Annotated in this window: 22 protein-coding genes; 14 read left to right on the forward strand and 8 right to left on the reverse strand. The window is 70.5% G+C overall.

Annotated elements, in window-relative coordinates:
• Positions 1 to 28 precede the first annotated feature (28 nt).
• The gene (locus ACSP50_RS43785; protein ID WP_014688798.1) at positions 29 to 424 is read left to right on the forward strand and encodes a metalloregulator ArsR/SmtB family transcription factor; all 396 of its coding nucleotides are present in this window, start codon (positions 29 to 31) and stop codon (positions 422 to 424) included.
• Positions 425 to 441: 17 nt separating this feature from the next.
• Here ACSP50_RS43785 and ACSP50_RS08725 read toward each other — a convergent pair whose 3' ends face one another.
• The 3 genes from ACSP50_RS08725 to ACSP50_RS08735 form a co-directional block, all read right to left on the reverse strand.
• Positions 442 to 765, reverse strand: a complete 324-nt coding sequence (locus ACSP50_RS08725; RefSeq protein ID WP_014688799.1) for a DUF3140 domain-containing protein — start codon at positions 763 to 765, stop codon at positions 442 to 444.
• On the reverse strand, positions 758 to 970 hold the full coding sequence (locus ACSP50_RS08730; RefSeq protein ID WP_014688800.1) for a DUF2945 domain-containing protein: 213 nt from the start codon (positions 968 to 970) through the stop codon (positions 758 to 760). Before ACSP50_RS08730 ends, ACSP50_RS08725 begins: the two co-directional genes overlap by 8 nt.
• Positions 971 to 1,112: 142 nt before the next feature.
• Positions 1,113 to 1,931: a class I SAM-dependent methyltransferase gene (locus ACSP50_RS08735; protein WP_052311887.1), complete on the reverse strand. Its 819-nt coding sequence runs from the start codon at positions 1,929 to 1,931 to the stop codon at positions 1,113 to 1,115.
• A 340-nt stretch (positions 1,932 to 2,271) separates the two neighbouring features.
• On the opposite strand from ACSP50_RS08735, the gene rpsA reads away from it, so the two are divergent.
• From rpsA to ACSP50_RS43790, 4 genes are all read left to right on the forward strand, one after another.
• Positions 2,272 to 3,774, forward strand: coding sequence for a 30S ribosomal protein S1 (gene rpsA / locus ACSP50_RS08740; RefSeq protein ID WP_014688802.1), 1,503 nt, complete (start codon positions 2,272 to 2,274; stop codon positions 3,772 to 3,774).
• A gap of 389 nt (positions 3,775 to 4,163) precedes the next feature.
• A complete protein-coding gene (coaE, locus tag ACSP50_RS08745; protein ID WP_014688803.1) occupies positions 4,164 to 5,369 on the forward strand; it encodes a dephospho-CoA kinase in 1,206 nt (401 codons plus the stop codon).
• A gap of 291 nt (positions 5,370 to 5,660) precedes the next feature.
• Positions 5,661 to 7,766 carry an excinuclease ABC subunit UvrB gene (gene uvrB / locus ACSP50_RS08750; protein ID WP_043513771.1) on the forward strand — a complete coding sequence of 702 codons (2,106 nt, stop codon included), beginning with the start codon at positions 5,661 to 5,663 and terminating at the stop codon, positions 7,764 to 7,766.
• 485 nt (positions 7,767 to 8,251) lie between these two features.
• A complete protein-coding gene (locus ACSP50_RS43790; protein WP_014688805.1) occupies positions 8,252 to 8,611 on the forward strand; it encodes a hypothetical protein in 360 nt (119 codons plus the stop codon).
• 157 nt (positions 8,612 to 8,768) lie between these two features.
• Here ACSP50_RS43790 and ACSP50_RS08760 read toward each other — a convergent pair whose 3' ends face one another.
• On the reverse strand, positions 8,769 to 9,101 hold the full coding sequence (locus ACSP50_RS08760; protein ID WP_014688806.1) for an antibiotic biosynthesis monooxygenase: 333 nt from the start codon (positions 9,099 to 9,101) through the stop codon (positions 8,769 to 8,771).
• 698 nt (positions 9,102 to 9,799) lie between these two features.
• Between ACSP50_RS08760 and ACSP50_RS08765 the strand changes: the two genes are divergently transcribed.
• Complete coding sequence (locus ACSP50_RS08765; RefSeq protein ID WP_014688807.1) at positions 9,800 to 10,801, forward strand: TerC family protein; 1,002 nt, start codon at positions 9,800 to 9,802, stop codon at positions 10,799 to 10,801.
• A gap of 340 nt (positions 10,802 to 11,141) precedes the next feature.
• Here ACSP50_RS08765 and typA read toward each other — a convergent pair whose 3' ends face one another.
• Positions 11,142 to 13,004, reverse strand: coding sequence for a translational GTPase TypA (gene typA, locus ACSP50_RS08770; RefSeq protein ID WP_043513774.1), 1,863 nt, complete (start codon positions 13,002 to 13,004; stop codon positions 11,142 to 11,144).
• Between the two features lie 151 nt (positions 13,005 to 13,155).
• Between typA and ACSP50_RS08775 the strand changes: the two genes are divergently transcribed.
• Positions 13,156 to 13,956 (forward strand): lytic transglycosylase domain-containing protein, encoded by an 801-nt coding sequence (locus ACSP50_RS08775; RefSeq protein WP_014688809.1) that lies wholly within the window; start codon positions 13,156 to 13,158, stop codon positions 13,954 to 13,956.
• A gap of 184 nt (positions 13,957 to 14,140) precedes the next feature.
• On the forward strand, positions 14,141 to 14,566 hold the full coding sequence (locus ACSP50_RS08780; RefSeq protein ID WP_014688810.1) for an uL11 family ribosomal protein: 426 nt from the start codon (positions 14,141 to 14,143) through the stop codon (positions 14,564 to 14,566).
• Between the two features lie 303 nt (positions 14,567 to 14,869).
• On the opposite strand, the gene ACSP50_RS08785 is transcribed toward ACSP50_RS08780, so the two are convergent.
• Complete coding sequence (locus tag ACSP50_RS08785) at positions 14,870 to 15,481, reverse strand: ATP-dependent Clp protease proteolytic subunit (RefSeq protein WP_014688811.1); 612 nt, start codon at positions 15,479 to 15,481, stop codon at positions 14,870 to 14,872.
• 341 nt (positions 15,482 to 15,822) lie between these two features.
• On the opposite strand from ACSP50_RS08785, the gene ACSP50_RS08790 reads away from it, so the two are divergent.
• Both ACSP50_RS08790 and ACSP50_RS08795 read left to right on the forward strand, forming a co-directional pair.
• Entirely contained in the window at positions 15,823 to 16,335 is a 513-nt protein-coding gene (locus tag ACSP50_RS08790; RefSeq protein ID WP_014688812.1) for a SigE family RNA polymerase sigma factor, read from the forward strand.
• Between the two features lie 13 nt (positions 16,336 to 16,348).
• Complete coding sequence (locus ACSP50_RS08795; RefSeq protein WP_014688813.1) at positions 16,349 to 17,062, forward strand: hypothetical protein; 714 nt, start codon at positions 16,349 to 16,351, stop codon at positions 17,060 to 17,062.
• 48 nt (positions 17,063 to 17,110) lie between these two features.
• Here ACSP50_RS08795 and ACSP50_RS08800 read toward each other — a convergent pair whose 3' ends face one another.
• Both ACSP50_RS08800 and ACSP50_RS08805 read right to left on the reverse strand, forming a co-directional pair.
• The gene (locus ACSP50_RS08800; RefSeq protein ID WP_014688814.1) at positions 17,111 to 17,749 is read right to left on the reverse strand and encodes an MBL fold metallo-hydrolase; all 639 of its coding nucleotides are present in this window, start codon (positions 17,747 to 17,749) and stop codon (positions 17,111 to 17,113) included.
• Entirely contained in the window at positions 17,746 to 18,447 is a 702-nt protein-coding gene (locus tag ACSP50_RS08805; RefSeq protein ID WP_014688815.1) for a maleylpyruvate isomerase family mycothiol-dependent enzyme, read from the reverse strand. The genes ACSP50_RS08800 and ACSP50_RS08805 overlap by 4 nt, the downstream gene beginning before the upstream one ends.
• Before the next feature lie 176 nt (positions 18,448 to 18,623).
• On the opposite strand from ACSP50_RS08805, the gene rsgA reads away from it, so the two are divergent.
• The 4 genes from rsgA to ACSP50_RS08825 all read left to right on the forward strand — a co-directional run bounded on the left by rsgA (position 18,624) and on the right by ACSP50_RS08825 (position 25,647).
• Complete coding sequence (gene rsgA / locus ACSP50_RS08810) at positions 18,624 to 19,655, forward strand: ribosome small subunit-dependent GTPase A (RefSeq protein ID WP_014688816.1); 1,032 nt, start codon at positions 18,624 to 18,626, stop codon at positions 19,653 to 19,655.
• Between the two features lie 72 nt (positions 19,656 to 19,727).
• Positions 19,728 to 21,524: a hypothetical protein gene (locus ACSP50_RS08815; RefSeq protein WP_014688817.1), complete on the forward strand. Its 1,797-nt coding sequence runs from the start codon at positions 19,728 to 19,730 to the stop codon at positions 21,522 to 21,524.
• 129 nt (positions 21,525 to 21,653) lie between these two features.
• On the forward strand, positions 21,654 to 24,611 hold the full coding sequence (gene uvrA, locus ACSP50_RS08820) for an excinuclease ABC subunit UvrA (protein ID WP_014688818.1): 2,958 nt from the start codon (positions 21,654 to 21,656) through the stop codon (positions 24,609 to 24,611).
• Positions 24,612 to 25,098: 487 nt separating this feature from the next.
• Positions 25,099 to 25,647: a Rieske (2Fe-2S) protein gene (locus ACSP50_RS08825; protein WP_014688819.1), complete on the forward strand. Its 549-nt coding sequence runs from the start codon at positions 25,099 to 25,101 to the stop codon at positions 25,645 to 25,647.
• The last annotated feature ends 83 nt before the right edge of the window (positions 25,648 to 25,730 follow it).

Here is a 25,730-nt window from a genome sequence, read left to right on the forward strand (position 1 = left end):
CGTTGCCGTGATCTGACAGGCTGAACAGATGTCGATGGAGCAGACCGTGATCACGGCCGTGCCCCGGCCCGCCGGCGGCTTGGGGATCGAGTTCGATGACGCGATCCTGATCGAGGGGCCCGGGCTGGCCGCCGCGCCGCTGGAGGCGCCGCGGGCCACCGCGTTCGCCGCGATGTTCAAGGCTCTCGGCGACCCGGTCCGGCTCCGGCTGCTGTCGATGATCGCCTCGGCGCCCGACGGGGAGGCCTGTGTCTGCGACCTGAGCAGCGCCTTCCACCTGACCGGCCCGACCATCTCGCACCACCTGCGAATTCTGCGCGAGGCCGGCCTGGTCGACAGCGACCGGCGCGGCACCTGGGTCTACTACCGGGCGGTCCCGGCGACGCTGATTCTGCTGGCGGGCCTGCTCCAGCCGGCGTCCTGACCGTCGCGGCCGGTCGTTCAGTCCCTCAGCGGGTCGTGCCCCCAGTTCATCAGGGAGTAACGCCACTTCGTCTCCCGGACGTCACCGGCGGGGCGCTGGGCGAGGTGGCGGTGTACGTAGCCGACGACCTTGCGCATGTGCTCCTCGTCGTCCGCGGTCAGCTCGGACTTCTTCTTCTCCAGCAGACGCAGGATCCGGCGGCCGGAGTCGTGGCCGACCGACTCGGCGCCCGCCGACGACTTCTGGCCGACCTCCTTCGACTCCTCGGTGCCGAGCCAGGTGCGCAAGGCGGCCGGGGTCATGGTGACCGCTGCGCGGAAGTCGGCGTAGAGGTCAGCCACGGTGCAGCGATCCGGGCTTGTGCACCGCGTCCCGGCCGGTCTTGTCGCTGCGCACCCGGTACTGCGGGTCGTCCGAGGAGGCGGCGACCGTCCGTCCGGCGGCCTCGGTGCGCTTGGTGATCTTCTGTTCGACCTGGCCGTGGACGGTCTCGCCGTGGCTGCGCCAAGTGACCTTGTCGCCCTTTTTCAGGTTCTCTTCTGCCATGTCCGGCGAATACCCCGCTGGTTCGGGCTCAACCGGGCGGGTCGCTCTCCCTCTGCCGGGCAGGTCGCCGGCCCCCAGTCGGGCAGGTCGCCGGCCCTCAGTCGGGCAGGTCGCCGGCCCTCAGTCGGGCAGGTCGCCGGCCTCAGCCGGGCAGGTCGCACACGAAGATGGCGGTGCCGGGGAAGAGGCGGCCGCGCAGCGGGCTCCACTGGCCCCAGATCCCCTCGTGGCCCTCCGGCCACTCCGGCTCCACCAGGTCCCGCAGCACGAACCCGGCGGCGACCAGCTCGCGGATCCGGTCGCCGAGCGTCCGGTGCTGCTCCAGGTACGTCATCCGGCCGTCGTCGCCCCGCTCGACGTACGGCGAACGGTTGAAATAGGAGTTGCGGGCCACCAGCCCGTCCTCGCCCGGCTCGTCCCAGAAGATCCACCGCATCGGGTGAGTGACCGAGAACACCCAACTGCCGCCGGGCCGCAGCACCCGGGCCACCTCGCGCATCGCGGCGGCCGAGTCCGCCACGAACGGGATCGCGCCGAACGCGGTGCAGACGATGTCGAAAGCCCCGTCCCGGAACGGCAGCGCCAGCGCGTCGGCCTGGACCAGCGGCACCTCGACACCGCTGCGGGCGGCCGCCGCCCGGGCGTGCCGCAGCATCCCGGCGGACAGGTCCATGGCCGCGACCTCGGCGCCCTGCCGGCGCAACCACCGGGCTCCGGCCGCGGCGCCGGCACCGAGTTCCAGGACCTTCCTGCCGTGTACGTCACCCAGCAGCCCCGCGTCGGCCTCGCGCAGCCGCTCCGGGCACCAGACGAAGTCGACGTCGCCCAGGAAGGCCCCGTGCTCGTCCTGGTAGTCGTCGGCGTCCAGGTCCCACCAGGACCGGTTGGCGTGGCGCGTCTCATCCTCGAACGCCCGGGAGCGCTCGTCGGCGGCCGGCCGGGCGGACGCGGCTTTCTCGATCGTGGGGATCTCGGTCACTCGGCAACGGTACGACAGGCGTGGCGGCCGTCCTGATTCGGTTCAAAACGGGCATGCTGACGGGTTCTTCCCGAACAATGTGCCGCGCTCCTCAGGAGGGCTTGCAACCTGTGGTAATGCGCACGGTAAGCTAGTCGATGCGCTCGCGGAACGTGTGCCTCGGCAGGGAGCAGGTTCCGTGGTCGCCGGTCTCGGCATGATCGACTGGCAATGATCAGACTGCTCCTGGGTTGGTCGTCTCGTTCGTTCGTGCCGCTTCCGGTGGCAGTTCCGTCGAGCGCGGGAGACACCACGAATCCATCCGTTCGGAGCAACTGTCCACATGACGAGCAGCATCGAGGCCACCTCGAGCGCCAACAAGGTCACCGTCGACGACCTCGGCTCTGAGGAAGCTTTCCTCGCGGCCATCGACGAGACCATCAAGTACTTCAACGACGGCGACATTGTCGAAGGCACCGTCGTCAAGGTCGATCGGGACGAGGTCCTGCTCGACATCGGCTACAAGACCGAGGGCGTCATCCCCTCGCGCGAGTTGTCGATCAAGCATGACGTGGACCCCGCGGAAGTGGTGTCGGTCGGTGACCACATCGAAGCCCTCGTCCTCACCAAGGAGGACAAGGAAGGCCGTCTGATCCTCTCGAAGAAGCGCGCTCAGTACGAGCGGGCTTGGGGCACCATCGAGAAGATCAAGGAGGACGACGGCGTCGTCCGCGGCTCGGTCATCGAGGTCGTCAAGGGTGGTCTCATCCTGGACATCGGCCTCCGTGGCTTCCTGCCGGCCTCCCTGGTCGAGATGCGTCGCGTCCGCGACCTGCAGCCGTACGTCGGCCGCGAGCTCGAGGCGAAGATCATCGAGCTGGACAAGAACCGCAACAACGTGGTTCTGTCCCGCCGCGCCTGGCTCGAGCAGACGCAGTCCGAGGTTCGCACCGAGTTCCTCAACAAGCTGCAGAAGGGCCAGGTCCGCAAGGGCGTCGTGTCCTCCATCGTCAACTTCGGCGCGTTCGTCGACCTGGGCGGTGTGGACGGCCTGGTGCACGTCTCCGAGCTCTCCTGGAAGCACATCGACCACCCCTCCGAGGTCGTCGAGGTCGGCCAGGAGGTCGAGGTCGAGGTGCTGGACGTCGACCTGGACCGCGAGCGCGTCTCGCTGTCGCTGAAGGCGACCCAGGAGGACCCGTGGCGTCAGTTCGCCCGGACCCACGCGATCAACCAGATCGTGCCCGGTAAGGTCACCAAGCTCGTCCCGTTCGGCGCGTTCGTCCGCGTCGACGACGGCATCGAGGGCCTGGTGCACATCTCCGAGCTGGCCGAGCGTCACGTCGAGCTGCCCGAGCAGGTCGTCCAGGTCGGCTCCGACGTCCTGGTCAAGGTCATCGACATCGACCTGGAGCGCCGCCGGATCTCGCTGTCGCTCAAGCAGGCCAACGAGGGCTTCGTCGAGGGCGAGGAGCACTTCGACCCGACCCTCTACGGCATGGCCGCGACGTACGACGCCGAGGGCAACTACATCTACCCGGAGGGCTTCGACCCGGAGACGGGCGAGTGGCTCGAGGGCTTCGAGAAGCAGCGCGAGACGTGGGAGAAGCAGTACGCCGACGCCCGCGAGCGCTGGGAGGCCCACACCAAGCAGGTGCAGGCGTCCCGCGACGCCGACGCCGAGGCCGCGCTCAACCCGGCTCCGGCCGGCGGCGTGACCACCTCGTCCTCGACCTCGTCGAGCACGTCGACCCCGGCGCGCTCCGCCGAGGAGCCCGCGGGCACCCTGGCCACCGACGAGGCTCTCGCCGCCCTGCGCGAGAAGCTTGCCGGCGGCAAGAACTGACGCTGACCCGGGCCACGGCCTGAGTCCGCATCGGTGACAGCGACAAAGAAAGACCGTCCCGGCTTCGGCCGGGGCGGTCTTTCCGCATTTCCGGCCCCGGCCCACCGCCCCGTCTCCGGTGGGTGGGGGTCCCTGCCCCCGTCACGGGCATCTGCCTCCGGTTCGGTGGAACGGTCTCGGTAGCGGGTGGGCAGCTACTTCCCAGGGGCTCCGGCGGCGAGGGCGCGGCATCCGCCCCGGCGTGATCGGGGTGCGGCGCGGCATCCGCCCCGGCGTGATCGGGGTGCGGCGCGGCATCCGGCCCAGCGTGATCGGGGTGCGGTGCGGCGGGCGGCGGCCGGCCGGGATACTGGCCTCATGCTGATGGTCGGTCGTGCTGGGGGCACCACGTGCTGAGGGTCGGGCTCACCGGGGGGATCGGCGCGGGCAAGAGTGCGGTGTCGGCGCGGCTGGCGGAACTCGGAGCGGTGATCATCGATGCCGACCGGCTGGCGCGTGAGGTGGTGGCGCCCGGGACGGACGGGCTCGCCGAGATCGTGGCGGCGTTCGGCGACGGGATTCTCGGTGCGGACGGCGGGCTGGACCGGCCGGCGCTCGGGGCCAAGGTCTTCGGCGACGAGCCGGCCCGCCGCCGGCTGGAGCAGATCATCCACCCGCGGGTGCGGGCGCGCACCGCCGAGATGATCGAGGAGGCGCCCGCCGGCGCGATCGTGGTCAACGACGTACCGCTCCTGGTGGAGACCGGGCTGGCACCGACGTACCACCTGGTCGTCGTGGTGACGGCGAACCGTGAGGTGCGCATCGGGCGTCTCGTCCGCGATCGTGGCATGTCGGCGGCGGAGGCCGCCGCCCGGATCGGCGCCCAGGCCGACGATGCCACCCGGCAGGCCGCCGCCGACGTGATCCTGCCCAACGAGGATGATCTTGCTGCGTTGCGCGCCCGGGTCGACGCGCTGTGGCGTGACCGGCTGCTCCCCTTCGAGCGGAACGTCCGGGCCGGGACCGCCGCCCGCAAAGCCCCCGAACTGCACATCGTACCGCCCGATCCGGGCTGGCCGCAGGCCGCCGAGCGACTGATCACGCGGATCCGGCACCAGCTCGGCGACGCCGACGTGCGGCACATCGGATCGACGGCCGTCCCGGGCCTGCCGGCCAAGGACATCATCGACCTGATGCTGTCCGTGCGAACCCTCGACGAGGCCGATGCGCTCGCCGGTCGCCTGGCCGCCGCCGGATTCCCGGCGCGATCGGGGGAGTGGGCCGACAACGCGCGCGGACTGCCCGGGCAGACGTGGCCGAAACGGGTGCACGGGTCGTCGGATCCGGGACGGCCGGTGATTCTGCACGTGCGGGTCGCCGGATCGCCGGGGTGGCGGTTCGCCCTGCTGATGCGGGACCACCTGCGGGCGGTGCCGGCGGCGCGGGACGCCTACGCGGCGGCGAAGGCCGAGCTGGCGCTGCGCTTCCCGGACCGGGCCGGGTATGCGGCGGCGAAGGAGCCGTGGTTCGACGAGGAGGCTGCGGCGGCCGAGGCCTGGGCGACCGCGACGGGCTGGCAGCCGGCTGCCGGCGAGAGCTCGCCTCGGGCGGATTAGCGGCGCTCGCGGCGGCCAGTCGCAAGGCGCGACCTCCCCGGGTGCGCGCGCCGGGTGCCGGGGCGCATCGACCGTGGTGCGGCACGGCTGGACCGTTGGCTGGTCCCGACCGTGCTCGGCGGCCGCCGCGAGCGGCCTACCCCGCCAGGGTAGGCGGCCGGGTGAAGACCCGACAATGCCGCACGCCACGGCCGAATGTGCACCATCGGCACGATCCCGCGGCAGTGGTTCGCCGGGCGGTCGGCGGGCGGGTGCGAAAAAAGTGTCAGACCCCCGACGTACGGTGTGTGCATGGCGCTCGACATCCCACGACTCGACGGCCGGTTCGAGGTCGTCAGCGACTACCAGCCGGCCGGTGACCAGCCCGCGGCGATCGATGAGCTGGAGCGGCGGGTCCGCCGCGGCGACCGGCACACCGTGCTGCTCGGCGCCACCGGCACCGGTAAGAGCGCGACCACCGCCTGGCTGATCGAGCGGTTGCAGCGGCCCGCCCTGGTGCTCGCGCCCAACAAGACGCTCTGCGCCCAGCTGGCCAAGGAGTTCCGCGAGCTCCTCCCGCACAACGCGGTGGAGTATTTCGTCAGCTATTACGACTACTACCAGCCCGAGGCGTACATCGCCCAGTCCGACACCTACATCGAGAAGGACTCCTCGGTCAACGAGGAGGTCGAGCGGCTCCGGCACTCGGCCACCATGTCCCTGCTCACCCGGCGCGACACCATCGTGGTCGCCACCGTCAGCGCGATCTACGGCCTCGGCACCCCGCAGGAGTACATCGAGCGCGCCGTGAAGGTGAAGGTCGGCGGCGAGATCGACCGGGACAAGCTGCTGCGCCGCCTGGTCGACATCCAGTACACCCGCAACGACGTCGCCTTCCAGCGCGGCACGTTCCGGGTCCGCGGCGACACCCTGGAGATCATCCCGGCGTACGAGGAGCTCGCCGTCCGGGTCGAGCTCTTCGGCGACGAGGTGGAGAAGCTCTACTACCTGCACCCGCTCACCGGTGAGGTGATCCGCGAGGTCGACGAGCTGATCATCTTCCCGGCCACCCACTACGTGGCCGGCCCGGAGCGGATGGAGCGGGCGATCCGCGACATCGAGGCGGAGCTCGCCGACCGGCTGGCCGAGTTCGAGCGGCAGGGCAAGCTGCTGGAGGCGCAACGACTGCGGATGCGCACCACCTACGACATCGAGATGATGCGCCAGGTCGGCTTCTGCAACGGCATCGAGAACTATTCGATGCACATGGACGGGCGCACCTTCGGCGAGCCGGCCTACACCCTGCTCGACTACTTCCCCGACGACTTCATCACCGTCATCGACGAGTCGCACGTCTCGATCCCGCAGATCGGCGGGATGTATGAGGGGGACGCCTCCCGGAAACGGATCCTGATCGAGCACGGGTTCCGGCTGCCCAGCGCCGCCGACAACCGGCCGCTGCGGTTCGACGAGTTCCTGGAGCGGGTCGGCCAGATGGTCTTCCTCTCCGCGACCCCGGGCAACTGGGAGATGGAGCAGGCACAGGGAGAGTTCGTCGAGCAGGTGATCCGGCCGACCGGTCTGGTCGACCCGCAGGTCGTGGTGAAACCCACCAAGGGACAGATCGACGACCTGATGCACGAGATCAAGCTGCGCACCGAGCGGGATGAGCGGGTCCTGGTCACCACACTGACCAAGAAGATGGCCGAGGACCTGACCGACTACCTGCTGGAAAACGGGATCCGGGTGCGCTATCTGCACTCCGAGGTGGACACGCTGCGCCGGGTGGAGCTGCTCAAGGAGCTGCGAAAAGGCGACTACGACGTGCTCGTCGGCATCAACCTGCTGCGGGAGGGTCTCGACCTGCCCGAGGTGTCGCTGGTGGCGATCCTCGACGCGGACAAGGAGGGCTTCCTGCGCAGCGGCCGGTCGCTGATCCAGACGATCGGGCGGGCGGCGCGCAACGTGTCCGGCGAGGTCCACATGTACGCCGACAAGATCACGCCGTCGATGCGGGACGCGATCGACGAGACGGACCGCCGGCGGGCCAAGCAGATCGCCCACAACGAGGCGAACGGGATCAAGCCGCAGGCGCTGCGGAAGAAGATCCACGACATCCTGGACGACATCTACCGCGAGGCGGAGGACACCGACTCGGCGATCGTGGGGGGCGCGGGGCGGCAGATGTCCCGCGGCAAGGCCCCGGTTCCGGAAACCCGATCCAAGGCCCGGGCGGGCAACGGGCCGGCCCGCGAGGGGATGGCGCGGGCCGAGCTGGCGCAGCTCATCCAGGACCTGAACGAGCAGATGCTGGGGGCGGCCCGGGAGCTGCAGTTCGAGCTTGCGGCTCGGATCCGGGACGAGGTTTCCGAGCTGAAGAAGGAGCTGCGGGGAATGGATGCCGCTGGGGTGAAGTAACGCCGTCCGGATCTTTGGTGCCTCGGTGTGGCGCCAGGTGGGGCGGTTTCGCGCGGGGTCGCCTTCCGAAGCCCGTCAGTCTCGATGTCTTCGGGGGCGCCCCGTCCGTAACCTTGGCTGGTGGGGAGCGTTGTGGGCACGGGCTTGTGGCCTGTGGGGTGGGCTGACCGTGGCCCGGATCGGGCGAGGGAATGGTGCGGGCCCGGGAGGACAAGTCGGGGAGCGTCTCTGTTTCCAGCGCGGCCGGCCAATCCCCGGAGCCGGCACTTCGGATCGGTCACTTCCCGGGCCCGCCGAGACCACCTTAGACCAGTGGTGCACGTGACAGCCCGTCGAAGTACGCATTCCGGCCCGGGAAACAAGCGTCCGTGGCTACTCGACAGCGGCCATTTTAGAGCGTTTTGGCTGCTCAGCGACCACTGCGGAGGGTGCGCAGGCGAAGCCGATCGCGACCGTGGTCGCCCTGGGAGGGCACGGCAGGGGTCGTGGACTCCACCGGTCGAGTGACGATACGGCCGGTCGGCGTCGGCACGGCATCGGCATGCTGGGTTCCGGCCGCCGGGATTCGTACGGAGCCATATCTGCCCGCGCTGCCCGCGCTGCCCGCGCTGCCCGTGCTGCCCGTGCTGCCCGTGCTGCCCGTGCTGCCCGTGCTGCCCGTGCTGCCCGTGCTGCCCGTGCTGCCCGTGCTGCCCGTGCTGCCCGCGCTGCCCGCGCTGCCCGCGCTGCCCGCGCTGCCCGCGCTGCCCGCGCTGCCCGCGCTGCCCGCGCTGCCCGCGCTGCCTCTCGGCGGCAGGCTGGATGTGGAGATGGCAGGTGGGCCGGTCGGGGGCCCTGAGGGCTGAGGCGAGTCTGGTGCCGGCCGGTGGCGGCGTCGGTGAGGTGGCGGTGGTTGAGCCCAACTGGTCGCCGGTCGTGCCGCTGTGATGGCTCAGGCCGCCGGAAGGCCGGGTTGAGGATGGCGGTCACATGTTGGGCGTCCGGTGGAGGCCGCGGGGCGGGTCAGGCGAAGAAGTCGTGGTCGGCGTCGGGGCGACCGGCCAAGGCGGGCAGGTCGGTGAAGTATTCGGTCAGCGGGGGCTGAGCGAGCGTGGCGGCGATCGAGGCGCGCCACTGGGCGAAGCGTTCGGTGCGGCGGAAATTGTGGTCGTGGGCGTCCATGGAGTCCCATTCGACCAGGAGGAGGAAGCGGTTGGAGGACTCGTGGCCGCGCTTGAGTCGCAGACCGTGGCAGCCCTCGGCGCCGGCGATCAGGGGGCGGGCGAGCTGGTAGGCGGCGGCGAAATCGTCCTCCCGGCCGGGGAGGATGTCGATAAGTGTGACTTCGAGGATCATGCCCGCAAGCGTCCCATACGCACCAGATGGCTAGCCTACTAGGATGCCCGAGAGTATCCGGTCCGGCCGGGCGGCGCCAGTGGGAGACGCGGCCGCGGATGAAGTCTCTGCAGCTTAACGGCCTCTTTTGAGGAAGCGGGCGGAGGTGGGCCGGTGGCCGTACCGCCGCGGAAGTTAACGCAGTGTGATTTTCGGTATGCGATCTTGCAGTCGGTGGACCGCCCGAGGCGCGCGTGACATGAGTGAAACGGGCGATGGGCGGGTTCGGTCGTTGCGTCACGGCGGTCGGCGCGGAGTGGCGGGTAGTGGACGGAAAGTGAACGGCGCGAGCGAAGTGACTGCTGAGGGCCTTGATCGCCCTGTTGTGTAAGTGAAGGTGACCCGGCTCGGGGGTTACCGGGTGGTAATCGGCGGGCCGGGTGGTTTGGAAAGCGAGTCGGCCCACTCTTCGGCTCCCGAGGTGTCGATCGGGGGTCGGATGCGCAACAATGGCAGTGTGGGAGGGGAGTATTCCCCCGCCCCGGTCTCGTCAACACGGAACGCTCGCTCGGGTGACCAGCGGGTGAACCCGGGGCCGGGGGTCGCGGCGAAGTTCCGCGGCGGAAGAGACCTCCGACAGCCGCACGTCACTGTCCGTTCCTGAGGTCGATGATCTCGACAATCGGACAGCGGCGCCTCGTGTCTGCCGGAGGTTCGTCTTGAACGTTTCAGCCTGGATCTGGTTCGCCACCCTGGTGGCGTTGGTGGCCGTGCTAGCCGTCGATCTTCTGATCATCGGGCGCCGGCCACATGAGCCGACCATGAAAGAGGCCGGTGGCTGGGTCGCCTTCTATGTCGCCTTCGCGCTGCTCTTCGGGGTGGGTGTGTGGGCGGTCTCCGGGGGGCGGGCCGCGGGCGAGTTCTACACCGGCTGGCTCACCGAATACTCATTGAGCGTCGACAATCTCTTCGTCTTCGTCATCATCATGGGCCGGTTCGCGGTCCCGCGCCGCTTCCAGCAGAAGGTGCTGCTGATCGGCATCGTTCTGGCACTGGTCATGCGGGGCGCGTTCATCGCCGCCGGGGCCGCGCTGATCTCGCAGTTCTCCTGGGTGTTCTACATCTTCGGTGCGTTCCTGGTGTACACCGCCGTGACCCTGGTCAAGGGCGGCGAGGGCGACGAGGACGAATTCAAGGAGAACCTGCTGATCCGCTGGGCGAAGCGGGCGCTGCCGCTCTCCTCGTCCTTCGGCGACGGGCAGTTCCGGGTGGTCACCGCGGCCGGCAAACGCCTGTTCACGCCGATGCTGATCGTGATGATCGCGATCGGCACCACCGACCTGATCTTCGCGCTCGACTCGATTCCGGCCATCTTCGGCATCACCAAGGAGCCGTACCTGGTCTTCACCGCGAACGTCTTCGCGCTGATGGGTCTGCGGCAGTTGTTCTTCCTGCTCGGTGGATTGCTGGAACGCCTGGTCTACCTGAACGTCGGCCTGGCCGTGGTGCTCGCGTTCATCGGCGTCAAACTGTTCCTCGAAGCCCTGCACACCAACAGCCTGTCGTTCATCAACGGCGGCGACGGCCTGCACTGGGCGCCGGAAATCCCGATCTGGCTGTCCCTGCTGGTGATCCTCGGCACGCTGGGCGCCGCCACCGTCGCCAGCCTGGCCAAATCGGCGCGAGACCGGAAAAGTGACCTGATCACCGCCGGGCGCTGAACCACGATCCGCACTCGAGCCCGGGCGACCCGTTCGCCCGGGCTCGTGGCATCCGGTTCGACTTCCGAAGTTTTCCGGCCGCGCCACGGAACGGTCGGCGCGGCGTCGTCCCGCCCGGAACGGTCGGCCTGGCGTCGCGCCACCCCGGAACGGTCGGCCTGGCGTCGCGCCACCCCGGAACGGACGGCGCGGCGTCGCGCCACCCCGGAACGGTCGGCCCGGCGTCGCGCCACCCCGGAACGGACGGCGCGGCGTCGCGCCACCCCGGAACGGTCGGCCCGGTGTGGAAAAGCGGAACGCCCCCGCCGATCGGCGAGGGCGTTCCGGGGGGAAGCGCGGGTTACTGGTGCTTGCGCCGGGCGGCGGTGCGGGCACGGGCCGTCTGGTCCAGGACGACCTTGCGGATCCGGATCGCGTTCGGGGTGACCTCCACGCACTCGTCCTCGCGGCAGAACTCGAGCGACTGCTCCAGCGACAGCCTGCGCGGCGGGATCACCTTCTCGGTGTTGTCCGCGCTGGCGGCGCGCATGTTGGTGAGCTTCTTCTCCTTGGTGATGTTGACGTCCATGTCGTCCTCACGGGAGTTCTCACCCACGATCATGCCCTCGTAGACCTCGGTGGTGGGCTCGACGAAGAGCTGACCGCGCTCCTGGATGTTGATCATCGCGAACGGGGTGACCGCGCCGGCCCGGTCGGCCACCAGCGACCCGTTCTGCCGGGTGCGGAGGTCGCCGAACCACGGCTCGTGGTCCTCGTACAGGTGGTGCATGATGCCGGTGCCGCGGGTCTCGGTGAGGAACTCGGTGCGGAAGCCGATCAGGCCGCGCGCCGGGACCAGCCACTCCATCCGGAGCCAGCCGGTGCCGTGGTTGGTCAGGTGCTCCATCCGGCCCTTGCGGGTGGCGAGCAGGGTGGTGATGGCGCCCATGTACTCGTCGGGGGCGTCGATGGTCAGACGCTCGACCGGCTCGTGCACCTTGCCGTCGATGACCTTGGTGACCACCTGCGGCTTGCCGACGGTCAGCTCGTACGACTCGCGACGCATCTGCTCGACCAGGATGGCCAGGGCGAGCTCGCCACGGCCCTGCACCTCCCACGCGTCCGGACGCTCGGTCGGCAGGACGCGCAGCGAGACGTTGCCGATCAGTTCCTTGTCCAGCCGGTCCTTCACCATGCGGGCGGTGACCTTGGCGCCCTTGACCTTGCCGACCAGCGGCGAGGTGTTGGTGCCGATGACCATCGAGATGGCCGGCTCGTCGACCGTGATCAGGGGCAGCGGGATCGGGTTCTCCGCGTCGGCCAGGGTCTCGCCGATCATGATCTCCGGGATGCCGGCGACGGCCATGATGTCGCCCGGACCGGCGCTCTCGGCCGGCTTGCGCTCCAGGCCCTCGGTGATCAGCAGCTCGGAGATCCGGACGTTGGCGATCGTGCCGTCGGTCTTGCACCAGGCGACGGTCTGACCCTTGCGGATGGTGCCCTGGTGCACGCGGCAGAGCGCGAGACGGCCCAGGAACGGCGACGCGTCCAGGTTGACCACGTGCGCCTGCAGCGGGGCGCCCTCGGTGTAGGTGGGCGCCGGGATGGTGTTCAGGATCGTGCTGAACAGCGGCTCCAGATCGGCGCTGTCGCTCGGGACGGCGCCGTCGGCCGGCTGGTTCAGCGAGGCGATGCCGTCGCGCGCGCAGGCGTAGACGATCGGGAACTCGATCTGGTCCTCGTCGGCGTCCAGGTCGAAGAAGAGGGCGTACGTGTCGTCGACGACCTCCTTGATCCGGGCGTCCGGCCGGTCCACCTTGTTGATCACCAGGATGATCGGCAGTTTGGCGGAGAGCGCCTTGCGGAGCACGAAGCGGGTCTGCGGCAGCGGGCCCTCGGACGCGTCGACCAGCAGCACCACGCCGTCGACCATGGTCAGGCCGCGCTCCACCTCGCCACCGAAGTCGGCGTGGCCCGGAGTGTCGATGATGTTGATGACGACCGGGTCGCCCTCGGCCGGCTGGTAACTGATCGCGGTGTTCTTGGCGAGAATGGTGATGCCCTTTTCCCGCTCCAGGTCCATGGAGTCCATGGCGCGTTCGGCCATCTCTCCACGTGCGTGGGACTGACCGCCCTGTCGGAGCATGGCGTCGACCAGGGTGGTTTTGCCATGGTCGACGTGAGCGATGATGGCGACATTACGGAGGTCGGTGCGGGTCTGCATGGCACCCATTGTCCCCGGTCCAGGTTGCCGATCGTGACACGGGGTCATGTCTGGGGGTCGGGAAAATTTTTTGAGATATTCCCGCGCCCCATGCAAAGAGATCGCCACTGTTAGCGTCTTCATCGATATACCTACGGGGAGGACTACGTCGATGAAGGTGCGCTTGTTCGCCGTGGTGGCGATGCTGGCGATGACGGCGGGCTGCGGCCTGTTCGGTGGTGGGGACGACCAGAAGTCGGCGGGCAGCGCGCCGGTGGCGCAGTCGGTGCCGTCCGACTCGCCGGCGCCCGAGCAGAGCAGTCCGGAGCCGGCGGAAACCACCCCCTCGCCGACCCCGCCGACGGCCACCCCGACGAGGAAGCCGACCACCAGGGCGGCCACCCCGCCGGAGGACGTGAACAACTTCGAGGTGTCCGCCTGCTCCACCAAGAAGGGCACCGCGGTCGCCAAGACCAAGGTGAAGGCGGCGCTGAAGACGGCGGCCGGCAAGACCTACTGGACGCACGAGGCGCCCCAGCTGAAGCTGAACTACCCGCTGGTCAAGGCGATCGCCTGGCACGAGAGCGGCTGGCAGACCAACGTCTTCAACTGTGACGGCGGGCAGGGCCTGATGCAGCTGATGCCGGACACGGTCAACATGATCAACGGCCGGTTCGGGGTGAGCTACAACGTGTCGAACTACCAGGAGAACGCCACCGCGGGCGCCAACTATCTCGCCTGGCTGACCCGGTACATGTCGCAGAAGGCCTTCGACCAGGACAAGGTCTTCGACCTGAGCCCCGGCAAGTGCCGGACGCACAGCTCGTGGTGCCTGCTCAACATCACCATCGCGGCCTACCAGGCGGGCCCGGACGCCGTGCTGCAGAACCTCAAGACCAAGAAACTTCCCAATCCGGCGTACGTCGACTCGGTGCGGTCGCTGATGGCCGACTGCTTCTGCGACAAGTACTGATCCGGGGTGGTCCCGGAGTCCCCGGGACCGCGAGCTACACTGGTCGGCGGACCCGAGACCCCGCTTACCAGCCGTTTTGACCCTCTCGTCACAGCGGTAGTAAGGTCTCGGGGTTGTCGTGTGTCGTTGATGCTGGCGAGCTGCGTTGTCTCGGCCCGCAGCTCACCCTAAGGAGCCTTACCCGATGCCTCCCAAGAAGAAGACCCATGAGGTAACCCTCGCGCTTGAGGCGGGTAACGCCGCGATGGTCGACCTCGGTAAGATGCTCGGCCCGACCGGTGCCAACATGCGTGCCGTCAAGGTCGAGTACGACGAGGCCACCGCGAAGAACCGGGGCGAGATCATCCCGGTCATCGTGTCGGTCTACGAGGACCGCAGCCACACGCTGGCCTACAAGACGCCGCCGACCAGCTTCCTCATCCGGAAGACGCTGGGTATCCAGTCCGGCGCGTCGAACCCGCTCACCCAGAACGTCGGCACCCTCAGTGCCACCCAGGTCCGCGAGATCGCGGAGCGCAAGCTCCCCGACCTGAACGCGAACGACCTGGACGCCGCCATCAAGATCGTGGCCGGCACCGCGCGTTCGATGGGCGTCAAGGTCGCCTCTTGATCCCGCAGTTCTGACGGAACGGCCCCGGGCATGCGCCCGGGGCCGTTTCCGTTACCGCGGGCGGTGGCCTGTCTCGTTGCGGCCGGGCGGTGGCCTGTCCCGGTTACCGCGGGCGGCGGCCTGTCTCGTTGCGGCCGGGCGGTGGCCTGTCCCGGTTACCGCGGGCGGCGCCCTGTCCCGGTTGCGGCCGGGCGGTGGCCTGTCCCGGTTACCGCGGGCGGCGCCCTGTCCCGGTTGCGGCGGGTGGCGGCTCGGTCAAGGGCGCGCGGCGCGGGGGAGTGGGCGCGGTGGCGGTGGTGGCGCTCAGCGGGCCTTCGGCGTGATGACCTCGTCGAGCAGGCCGTAGTCGAGGGCCTCGGTGGCGCTCAGACTCCGGCCGCCGGACAGGTCGTCCTCGATCCGGCTGCGCGGTTTCCCGGTCAGCTCGGCGAGGCGGACCACGACCTCCTCCAGTTCGCGCAGGTGCTGCCCGGCCGCCGCGGCCACCTCGTCAGCCGTTCCGGTGACCCCGGCCGCCCGGGGCTCGCTGAGTTTGAACCGGGCGTGCCGATAGCCGGCCCGTCGGTCGGCCGCGGTCAGCACGGCCAGGGCCGCCCCACCGGCCTCCGCGGTGACCAGCGCGTGCACCGGCGACACCAGCGCGTCGATCACGTCGACCACGGCGAGCGCCGCGCTCAGATCGCCGCCCGGACAGGCCACGTGCAGCTGGATCGGCGCCTGGCCGGCCGCGTCCAGGGTGAGCAGCGCCGCCGAGATGCTGGTCGACGCCTCGCTGCTGAGATGCCCGCGGAGCATCACGATCCGCTGGTCGAACAGGCGCTCCTCGAGCCAGCCGGGGAAGAGCGGCCCGGGAGCCGGCACCGGGGGCTGCTGCTGGGGCACGCCCCACCGCGACGGGTCGTGTCTGAGATTCATCGACGCCTCCCTGGTCCCGCGTGATCGACAGGACGGACCCTGACGCCAGCGTACGCGCGTTACCCGTGGATCACCGGAAGCCGCCGGAGTCGGCAGCGGCGCCGGCGGTGCTCACCGCCGGCACGCGTCCACGTTCCGGCTGCCGCAGCAGAGCCGCCTTTTCGCGGCGGAGACGGATCTCACATCGTCCACTGTGCCGGGTCACGGGTCGCGTCGCTTCTCCGGTGGAGCGGGCCGGTCCCCGGACGGCGACGGCGACGAGTTCGCCGCCTGTTTCCGCCGGGCGTGCAACCCGGGGGTGGCCGGGACCGTCAGGGAGGTGTGACAGCGAAGGAGGACTCGTGAGAAGCGAGCGCGACGAACAGTTCCACCGCTTCGTGGTGTCCCGGAGATCCGGCCTGGTGCGGACCGCCACTCTGCTCACCGCGGGGGACGCGCACCTGGCCGAGGACCTGGTCCAGTCGGTGCTGACCAAGTTGTACGTGGCGTGGCCGGCGTTCCAGCGGGCCGACAACCCGGACGGATATCTGCGCCGGGTGCTGGTCAACGCGTTGACCGACGAACGGCGGCGCTGGTGGCGGCGGCGGGAGGAGTCGATGGCAGACGTGCCGGACGTGCCCGCGGCTGACCCGGGCGGGACCGGGGAGACGACCGACGGGCTGCGCGCGGCCCTGCGGCAGCTGCCTCCGCGGATGCGGGCGGCCCTGGTCTTCCGTTATTTCTACGACCTCGACGTCGCTGCCACCGCCGACGCCCTCGGCTGTTCCGAGGGCACGGTGAAGAGCCAGACCGCCCGGGCCCTCGACCGGCTCCGGGCCGTCATCGGCCCGTCCCTGACCACCGTTCAACGCTGAGAAGGCACATCTCATGACCACTTTGCGTGACCAGCTCGCCGACCTCGCCGGGTCGCCGGGCGCACCCACCACCGTCCAGGCCGAGGCCGACCTGGCCCGGGGCCGCGCCGCGCTGCGCCGCCGCCGGATCCTGCAGTCCGCGGCCGGCTCCGCCCTCGTCGTCGCGGTCGCCGCCGCGGCCGTCGGCTTCGGCTCAGCCGGCGGGCCGTCCGGTGCCGGCACCCCCCTGGCCGGCGGCACCACGGCGGCCGCGACCAGCGCGCCGGCCGGTACCGCGGCGTTCGACCTGGTGTCCTACACCGGCAAGCAGCCTGCCGGTTTCTCGGTGGACAGGGTGCCGGCCGGTTGGGAGGTGCAGGGCGTCACCGAGTCCTCGCTGACCCTGGCCCCGGTCGGCGCCAAGCCGCACAACAGCGCCGTGCCGCAGGGTGACGTCGCCGACTCCGACCCGAACAGCTACGTCGGCAAGGTCGCCGTGATGCTGCAGTCGGTCGACGAGCACGGCGCGATGCCGGGCAAGCCGGAGAAGGTGAGCGTCGGCGGCCGGGAGGGCTTCTTCGCCAAGCGGTCCGACGCCGGTGACGGCATCACCCTGTTCGTCAAGCAGCCGAACGGGATCAACCTGGAGGTCCAGGTCTGGGACGGCATCCACTGGAGCCGCGACCAGATCGTCGCCTTCACCGCCGGGATCCACGTCAACCCGAACGCCAAGCAGGGCCGGGGCTGACCTGGTGAGCCGGGTCCCGGGCACGCCAATTGCCCGGGACCCGGGGTTTCACCAACCGCGCCGGCGCCACTCGGGCAGGTGCGGGCGCTCGGCGCCGAGCGTCGAGTCCTTGCCGTGGCCCGGATAGAACCAGGTGTCGTCCGGGAACCGGTCGAACAGCCTGCGCTCGACGTCCTCGATCAGCGACGCGAAATTCTCCTTCACCCCGCGGGTGTTGCCGACCCCGCCGGGGAACAGGCTGTCGCCGGTGAACAGGTGCACCCGGCCGCCGCCCGGCTCCGGAAGGGCCAGCACGATCGAGCCGGGCGTGTGCCCCACCACGTGGATCACCTCGAGCTCGTGGCCACCGACCGTCACCGTATCGCCGTCGCGCAGGGTGCGGGTGACCACCGGCAGCGGGCCGGCGTCCGCCTCGTGCGCCAGCGACGCCGCGCCGGTCGCCTTGACCACCTCGTCCAGCGCGAACCAGTGGTCCTGATGCTGGTGGGTGGTCACCACGGTGGCCAGCCCGGCCGGACCGGCGAGGTCGAGCAGGGTGGCGGCGTCGTTCGCGGCGTCGATCAGCAGCTGCTCGCCGCCGGCGCTCAACAGGTACGCGTTGTTGTCCATCGGGCCGACCGAGACCTTGCGCAGCGTGAGACCGCCGCCCAGGTCGCGGGTGCCGGGAGCGGTGCCGTCGTACGTCACTTCCACCTCGCTGGTTGCGGGAGCTCCCCGTCCGGGGAGACGGTCAGGTCGGCGCCGTCGGCGCGGCCGGCCAGCCACGCCGCGATCGACCGGGTCGGGCCGCCGATCGCCGGGCCGTCACCGGAGCCGATCAGCAGCGGGTGGTCGACGCCGGCCGGGTGCAGCACCATGGGCGGCGCGGACTCCGGCAGGTCGCCCGCGATCTCGCGGAGCAGCCGCAGTGCGAACGCGTCGGACCAGTCGGCCGGCGTGTAGCCGCGGCCCAGGTCCACGTGGTGCACCTCGACCTCGCGCAGGCGCGCCCACGGCACCACGGCCGCGGACGGCATCAACGAGGGGTAGCGGAACGTCCACGCCTCGGCGGGCATCGCGGCCGCGGCGTCGGCGAACCGCTCGTGCGCGGTGCGGATGTCGGCGAGCTGGTCGGCCAGCGGCCGCCCGGCACCGGCCTCGATGGCGGCGTCGCGGGCCTCGCGGGACGCGTACGCCGGGGTCTCCACCCCGGTCCGTGCCCAGGTCAGCAGGTTGGTCAGAGCCTCGGCGTTGCGGGCCAGGTGGGTGAGCACATGGCCCACCGTCCACCCGGGCAGCGCGGAGGGCTCGCCGATCGCCGAGTCGTCCAGCTCCCCGGCGGCGCGCAGCAGGTTGTCGGTGGCTTGGTCCACGTCGGTCATCAGGACCAGCGGATCGATCGTCACGGCACGAGCCTAGCCGCGGAATTCACTTTCCCGCGGACTCCGGACGGTCGTACCGTCGATCCACAAGACGCGCCACTTGATCGAACCCGCGGAGGAGGTGAGGCACGTGCTGATCGTGGTTGCCGCGTCCCTTCACCCGGGGGCCTCCGCCCCCTCACGACCGTAAAGGGTTCACCATGTCGTATGACCTGTCCCAGCTCGGCTGGGACGAGCTCTTCGTCTCCGCGTTCCGTCCCTACGACCGGGCCGACAGCCGCCCCGGCCGGGTGCTGCGCGCCGACCGGGGCGTCAGCACCGTGCTCACCGCGAACGGTGTGACCCGGGCCTCGCTGGGCGGCAACGCGCTGCTCGACGCCGCGCGCGACCCGTCCCGGCTGCCGTGTTCCGGCGACTGGGTGGTGCTGCGCGACTGGCCCGACCGCCGGGTCACGCTGGAGCTGGTGCTGCCCCGGCGCACCACGCTGATCCGCCGCACCGCCGACAAGGACTCGTCCGGCCAGGTGCTGGCCGCCAACATGGACACGGTGGCGGTGGTCGAGCCGATCTTCCCCGAGCCCGGCGACGCCCGGGTGGAGCGGCTGCTCGCCCTGGCCTGGGAGTCCGGCGCCGACCCGGTGCTGGTGCTGACCAAGAGCGACACCACCCGTGATCCGCGGGCGGTGGCCCGGCAGCTCGGCGAGCTGGCCCCCGGCGTCCCGGTGCTGCCGGTGAGCGTGCAGCGCGGGACCGGGCTGGAACCGTTGCGCGAGCTGGCCGGCCCGGGCCGCACGCTGGCCCTGCTCGGCCGGTCCGGGGCCGGCAAGTCGACGCTGGCCAACGCGCTGGCCGGGGCGTCGGTGATGCCGGTGCAGGCGATCCGGGACGCCGACGGCAAGGGGCGGCACACCACGGCGTACCGGAGCCTGGTCACCATCCCGGGCGGGGGTGGCGTGATCGACACTCCGGGGATCCGTGGCGTCGGCCTGCTCGACACCGGCTCCGGGCTGGAGCGGGCGTTCGCCGACGTGACCGAGCTGGCCGGACACTGCCGGTTCGACGACTGCGGGCACGAGTCCGAGCCGGGGTGCGCGGTGCAGGCGGCGCTCGGCGACGGGTCGCTGCCGCCGCGGCGGCTGGCCAGCTGGCGCAAGCTGCACCGGGAGGTGGTGGTGCAGAGCCGGCGGCGCACGGTGCGGCTGGCGACCGCGCCGCGGCGGCGGGACCGGTGACGCCGGGGTGATGAACCGGTTCGCCAACACCTAGGGACGGGCTTGTCGCACCCCTCTGGCAGAATCCGGCCGGTGCGTGCGGTGGAGGAAGTGGCGGGGAAACGGGACGAGACGGTCGTCACGGAGGCGCGGAGCGGCTTCGGCGGCTGGCGGCGGACCGATCTCTGGGTCCTGCTGAGCTTCCTGGCGCTGGCCGGGCTGGTGATGATCCAGCTGTGGATCGATCCGAACGGGCGGGTGCTCGCCGGCAACCGGGACGACCACGGGATCTTCCTATTCATGCTGGCCCACGGCGAGCGGGTGGTGTTCCACGGCGCGCCGCTGTTCTTCGAGAGCCACCTCAACGCGCCGGTCGGCGTGAACATGATGGCCAACACGGCGATCCTCGCGCTGAGCCTGCCGCTCGCCCCGGTCACGCACTTCCTGGGCGGCGGCTTCTCGGTGGTCTTCCTGATCACCTTCGGCCTGTTCGGCACCGCCGCCGCGTGGTACTGGCTGTTCGCCCGGCACCTGGTGACCAGCCGGCGGGCCGCGGTGCTCGGGGCGTTCTGGTGCGGGTTCGCGCCGGCGATGATCTCGCACGCCAGCGGCCACGTGAACTTCGTCAACCAGTATCTGGTGCCGTTCATCGTCTGGCAGGTGCTGCGGCTGCGGGAGCCGGGCCGGGCGGTCCGCGGCGGGCTGATCCTCGGGCTGCTGCTGGTCCTGCAGATCTTCATCAACGAGGAGACACTGCTCTTCACCGCGCTGACCCTGGGCGTCTTCGTGGTGTCCTGGTCGCTGCTGCGGCGCGACGAGGCGCGGGCGGTGGCCGGGCGGTTCGTGGCCGGGCTCGCGGTCGCCGCCGGGACCGCGTCGGCCCTCTGCGCGTATCCGTTGTGGTACCAGTTCTTCGCCGCCGGCAACTACCACGGTCAGCCGTTCGAGCCCGACAAGATCGTCACCGACCTGCTGTCGATCGGGGCGTACCCGCGGCAGGCGGTGGCCGGGATCGGGCCGGTGGCCCGGCGGCTGAGCCTGAGCCCGACCGAGGACAACACGTTCTTCGGACCGTTCGGCCTCGTCATGATCATCGTGGCGATGCGGATGCTGTGGCGGTCGGCGGCGGCCCGGTCGGCGGCGATCGCCGGGCTGGTGCTGCTGGTCATGTCGTTCGGGCCGAGGCTGCAGGTGGCCGGCTTCCGCACCTGGATCCCGATGCCGTTCGCCCTGATCAGTCACCTCCCGGTGATCGACCTGGTGAGCGTGAGCCGGTTCGCGATGGTGCCCGCGACGATCGCCGGGATCCTGCTGGCCCTCGCCGTCGACCGGGTGGGCGAGCTCACCCCGGTGCACCGCCGCCGGTTCTGGATCGGCCTGACACTGGCGCTGGTCCCGCTGATCCCGAAGCCGCTGCCGGTGGTCGCGGGCGACCCGCTGCCGCCGTTCCTGACCGCCGGCATCTGGAAGCAGTACGTGCCGGCGGGCCGGACCCTGGTGCCGGTGCCGCTGCCGGAGGTCACCTACGGCCGGACCGGGCAGCGCTGGGCCACCCTGGAGAACCTGGACTTCGCCGTGCCGGGCGGCTACTTCATGGGCCCGGTCAACCCCCCGTCGGACACCACCGGGTCCTGGCGCGCCCCGGCCACCTTCACGAACACGATCCTCGTCCAGGCGCAGCTGACCGGGCGCCGGCCGGTGCTGACCGGCGCCGACCGGGAGCGGATCGCGGCTGACCTGGCCTACTGGCGGGCGGCGGTGGTGGTGCTGGTCCCACAGGCCAAGAACGTGGACGTGCTGCGGGCCACCCTGGTCGACGCGCTGGGCCGGCCGCCGCAGCCCGTCGGCGGCGTGGAGATCTGGACCGTCCCGGCTCACCCGCAGGAGTGACGTTCCCGGGTCCGCTCCGCGGGAATGTCCGCCATGTGAGAGGCGCTGCACCTAGGTCGACGGTTTTTGTCATACCCCGTCGTTAGAGTGGCCTGTCTGCTTTCAAACACCTGTACGGAGAGGCTAGTAGTGGCCGACCGACTGACTATTCGTGGCGCTCGCGAGCACAACCTGCGCGACGTCAACCTGGACCTGCCCCGCGACGCCATGATCGTCTTCACCGGGCTCTCCGGTTCGGGCAAGTCCAGCCTCGCGTTCGACACCATCTTCGCCGAGGGGCAGCGACGGTACGTGGAGTCGCTGTCGTCGTATGCGCGGCAGTTCCTCGGCCAGATGGACAAGCCCGACGTCGACTTCATCGAGGGCCTCTCACCGGCCGTCTCGATCGACCAGAAATCGACCTCGCGCAACCCCCGCTCCACCGTCGGCACCATCACCGAGGTGTACGACTACCTGCGGCTGCTGTTCGCCCGCACCGGCATCCCGCACTGCCCGGTCTGCGGTGAGCGGATCAGCAGGCAGACGCCGCAGCAGATCGTCGACCGGGTCCTGGCGATGCCCGAGGGCACCCGGTTCATGGTGCTCGCCCCGGTCGTCCGCGGCCGCAAGGGGGAATATGTCGACCTGTTCGCCGAGCTGCAGGCCAAGGGCTACGCCCGGGCCCGGGTCGACGGCGTGGTGCACCAGCTCACCGAGCCGCCGAAGCTGAAGAAGCAGGAGAAGCACACCATCGAGGTGGTGGTCGACCGGCTCAGCGTCAAGGCGTCCAGCAAGCAGCGTCTGACCGACTCGGTCGAGTCGGCGCTCGGCCTGGCCAACGGCATCGTCCTGCTCGACTTCGTCGACCTCGCCGAGGACGACCCGGAGCGCGAGCGCCGCTTCTCCGAGCACCTGGCCTGTCCCAACGATCACCCGCTGGCGATCGAGGACCTGGAGCCCCGGGTGTTCTCCTTCAACGCGCCCTACGGCGCCTGCCCCGAGTGCTCCGGCCTCGGGACGAAGAAGGAGGTCGACCCCGAGCTGATCATCCCGGACGAGGAGAAGAGCCTCGCCGAGGGGGCGATCCAGCCGTGGGCCGGCGGCACCACCCAGGAGTACTTCCTGCGTCTGCTGGAGGCGCTGGCCAAGGCCGAGGGCTTCAAGCTCGACACGCCGTGGCGGGCGCTGCCGGCCCGCGCACAGAAGACGATCCTGCACGGCTCCGAGGACCAGGTCCACGTGCGCTACCGGAACAAGTACGGCCGCGAGCGGTCCTACTACACCGGCTTCGAGGGCGTCGTGCAGTGGATCGAGCGCCGGCACAACGACACCGAGAGCGATTGGTCCCGCGACAAGTACGAGGGGTACATGCGCGACGTGCCCTGCTCGGTCTGCGGCGGCGCCCGGCTCAAGCCCGAGGTGCTCGCGGTCACCGTGGCCGGGCGGAGCATCGCCGAGGTCTGCAACCTGTCCATCGGCGACTGCGCCGAGCTGCTCGCCGGGCTGGAGCTCGACGACCGGCAGAAGATGATCGCCGAGCGGGTGCTCAAGGAGATCAACGCCCGGCTGCGCTTCCTGGTCGACGTCGGCCTGGAATACCTGTCGCTGGACCGCGGCGCCGGCACCCTCTCCGGCGGTGAGGCGCAGCGCATCCGGCTCGCCACCCAGATCGGCTCCGGGCTGGTCGGTGTGCTCTACGTGCTGGACGAGCCGTCCATCGGCCTGCACCAGCGGGACAACCACCGGCTGATCGAGACCCTGGTCCGGCTGCGCGACCTGGGCAACACGCTGATCGTGGTGGAGCACGACGAGGACACCATCCGGACCGCCGACTGGATCGTCGACATCGGCCCGGGCGCCGGCGAGCACGGCGGCCACATCGTGCACAGCGGCACCGTCGAGGGTCTGCTCGCGAACGAGAAGTCGCCGACCGGCGCCTATCTCTCCGGCCGTAGGTCGATCCCGCTGCCGGCCACCCGGCGCCCGCAGACCGCCGGGCGCGAGGTGGTGGTGCACGGCGCCCGCGAACACAACCTGCGCAACCTGACGGTCCCGTTCCCGCTCGGCCAGTTCATCGCGGTCACCGGGGTCAGCGGCTCCGGCAAGTCGACCCTGGTCAACGACATCCTGCACACCGTGATGGCGAATCAGATCAACGGCGCCCGGCAGGTGCCCGGCCGGCACATCAAGGTCACCGGGCTGGAGCACGTCGACAAGGTGGTCGGCGTCGACCAGTCGCCGATCGGCCGCACCCCGCGGTCCAACCCGGCCACCTACACCGGCGTCTTCGACCACGTCCGCAAGCTGTTCGCCGAGACCGCCGAGGCCAAGGTGCGCGGCTACGGCCCGGGCCGGTTCTCGTTCAACGTCAAGGGCGGTCGCTGCGAGAACTGCTCCGGCGACGGCACCATCAAGATCGAGATGAACTTCCTGCCCGACGTCTACGTCCCCTGCGAGGTGTGCAAGGGCGCGCGGTACAACCGGGAGACCCTGGAGGTCCACTACAAGGGCAAGACGATCTCCGAGGTGCTCCAGATGCCGATCGAGGAGGCGGCCGAGTTCTTCTCGGCGCTGCCGGCCATCCACCGGCACCTGCGCACCCTGGTCGACGTCGGCCTCGGCTACGTCCGGCTGGGCCAGCCCGCCACCACCCTCTCCGGCGGCGAGGCCCAGCGCGTCAAGCTCGCCTCCGAGCTGCAGAAACGCTCCACCGGACGGACCGTCTACGTGCTCGACGAGCCGACCACCGGCCTGCACTTCGAGGACATCCGCAAACTGCTGATCGTCCTCAACGGCCTGGTCGACAAGGGCAACACGGTGATCACCATCGAGCACAACCTCGACGTGATCAAGACCGCGGACTGGCTGATCGACATGGGTCCGGAGGGCGGCAGCAAGGGCGGCCTGGTGCTGGCCACCGGCACCCCGGAGGAGCTCGCCGAGGTGCCGGACAGTCACACCGGGCAGTTCCTGCGGCACACACTGGGGCTGTCGGGCTCCGGCGCCGGGTCACCGGCCGCGGTCGCCCGCGCGGCCAAGGCCAACGGCGAGAAGGCCCCCGCGGCGAAGGCGCGGGCGACGCGGTCGCGGGCCAAGGCGGCCGTCTGAGAAGCCGATCGGCGGTACGCCGACGCGCGGCGGTCGTGGCTCTGGGCCCCGGCCGTCGCGCCTGCTCGGTGTCCCCGTAAGGCTGAGTCCGGGAGAACCGAACGGCGAGCCGGTTGGTCCGGCGTTCGTGCGGAGCTGATCCAGGATCAGCGGGACATCGCCGTAGGGTTCGCCGTCCGGGCGGCAGCCGGGGCACCGCACGGGCGCGCGCGACCCCGGAATGCGCCACTGCGGGAAAGTTGATTTTAGAAGTTTCTTAGATGACGCACAGCTGTCCCGGATGCTGCGGCTCATAGGGTCGTGGCATCGGCGGTCGTCGGTCGCCTCGGGCGAACGGGCTGACGGTATGCGTACGAAACGGGGAAAGACGCCGCAATCTTCGGCGGTTAATCTCGCCGGACGCATGAACCGATCGCGGTGGCGGCCGCGTACTCAGGGATGACTCCGCGTGACATCGGGCGCGGACCAGGTACTGGAGGGGCGATACATGACTGACGTGCAGACCGGGACCGGCGTCGACACCCAGGCGGAGCCGGCGGGCCCCGCATCGACGCGCCGCGTCGTTCTGCTGGGCGCCGGCGGCCTCGGCGCGGCCGCCGTCCTGAGCGCCTGTGGCACCAGCACCACCACGACGAACCCGAACGGCAGCGACTTCGCCGCCGAGCCGGCGCCGGCCGGCAGCAAGGGCGCGCAGGCCGGTGGCGCGACCGGCGGCGGCAGCACCGGCGGGTCGAAGGGGGGCGGCTCGGCGGCCGGGGCGGAGCTCGCGCTGGTGGCCGACGTGCCCTCGGGTGGCGGCATCATCCAGGGCGACTACGTCATCACGCAGCCCAAGCAGGGCACCTTCAAGGCGTTCACCAAGATCTGCACCCACCAGGGCTGCGAGGTCAGCGAGGTGAAGAACGGCACGATCAACTGCCCGTGCCACGGCGCGAAGTTCTCCATCGAGGACGGCTCGGTGGCCGGTGGCCCGGCGCCGAAGCCGCTGGCCGAGACGAAGGTCAAGGTGGACGGCGACAAGATCGTCGCGGCCTGAGCCGAACGTCGGGCGTCGCGGCCCGACCCAGGCACGGGCCGCGGCGCCCGATTGCGGGCACAGGCCGGAGATCCGGCGCCGTG

This window comes from Actinoplanes sp. SE50/110 (assembly GCF_900119315.1).
GTDB lineage: Bacteria > Actinomycetota > Actinomycetes > Mycobacteriales > Micromonosporaceae > Actinoplanes.

What these genes read in the sequence shown, in the direction of transcription:
- ACSP50_RS08825 (WP_014688819.1), top strand. Translation starts at nt 25,099, where the DNA reads ATGACTGACGTGCAGACCGGGACCGGCGTCGACACCCAGGCGGAGCCG.
- ACSP50_RS08785 (WP_014688811.1), bottom strand. Translation starts at nt 15,481, where the DNA reads ATGAATCTCAGACACGACCCGTCGCGGTGGGGCGTGCCCCAGCAGCAG.
- ACSP50_RS08780 (WP_014688810.1), top strand. Translation starts at nt 14,141, where the DNA reads ATGCCTCCCAAGAAGAAGACCCATGAGGTAACCCTCGCGCTTGAGGCG.
- ACSP50_RS08775 (WP_014688809.1), top strand. Translation starts at nt 13,156, where the DNA reads ATGAAGGTGCGCTTGTTCGCCGTGGTGGCGATGCTGGCGATGACGGCG.
- ACSP50_RS08730 (WP_014688800.1), bottom strand. Translation starts at nt 970, where the DNA reads ATGGCAGAAGAGAACCTGAAAAAGGGCGACAAGGTCACTTGGCGCAGC.
- ACSP50_RS08795 (WP_014688813.1), top strand. Translation starts at nt 16,349, where the DNA reads ATGACCACTTTGCGTGACCAGCTCGCCGACCTCGCCGGGTCGCCGGGC.
- rpsA (WP_014688802.1), top strand. Translation starts at nt 2,272, where the DNA reads ATGACGAGCAGCATCGAGGCCACCTCGAGCGCCAACAAGGTCACCGTC.
- uvrB (WP_043513771.1), top strand. Translation starts at nt 5,661, where the DNA reads ATGGCGCTCGACATCCCACGACTCGACGGCCGGTTCGAGGTCGTCAGC.
- rsgA (WP_014688816.1), top strand. Translation starts at nt 18,624, where the DNA reads ATGTCGTATGACCTGTCCCAGCTCGGCTGGGACGAGCTCTTCGTCTCC.
- ACSP50_RS08760 (WP_014688806.1), bottom strand. Translation starts at nt 9,101, where the DNA reads ATGATCCTCGAAGTCACACTTATCGACATCCTCCCCGGCCGGGAGGAC.
- ACSP50_RS43785 (WP_014688798.1), top strand. Translation starts at nt 29, where the DNA reads ATGTCGATGGAGCAGACCGTGATCACGGCCGTGCCCCGGCCCGCCGGC.
- typA (WP_043513774.1), bottom strand. Translation starts at nt 13,004, where the DNA reads ATGCAGACCCGCACCGACCTCCGTAATGTCGCCATCATCGCTCACGTC.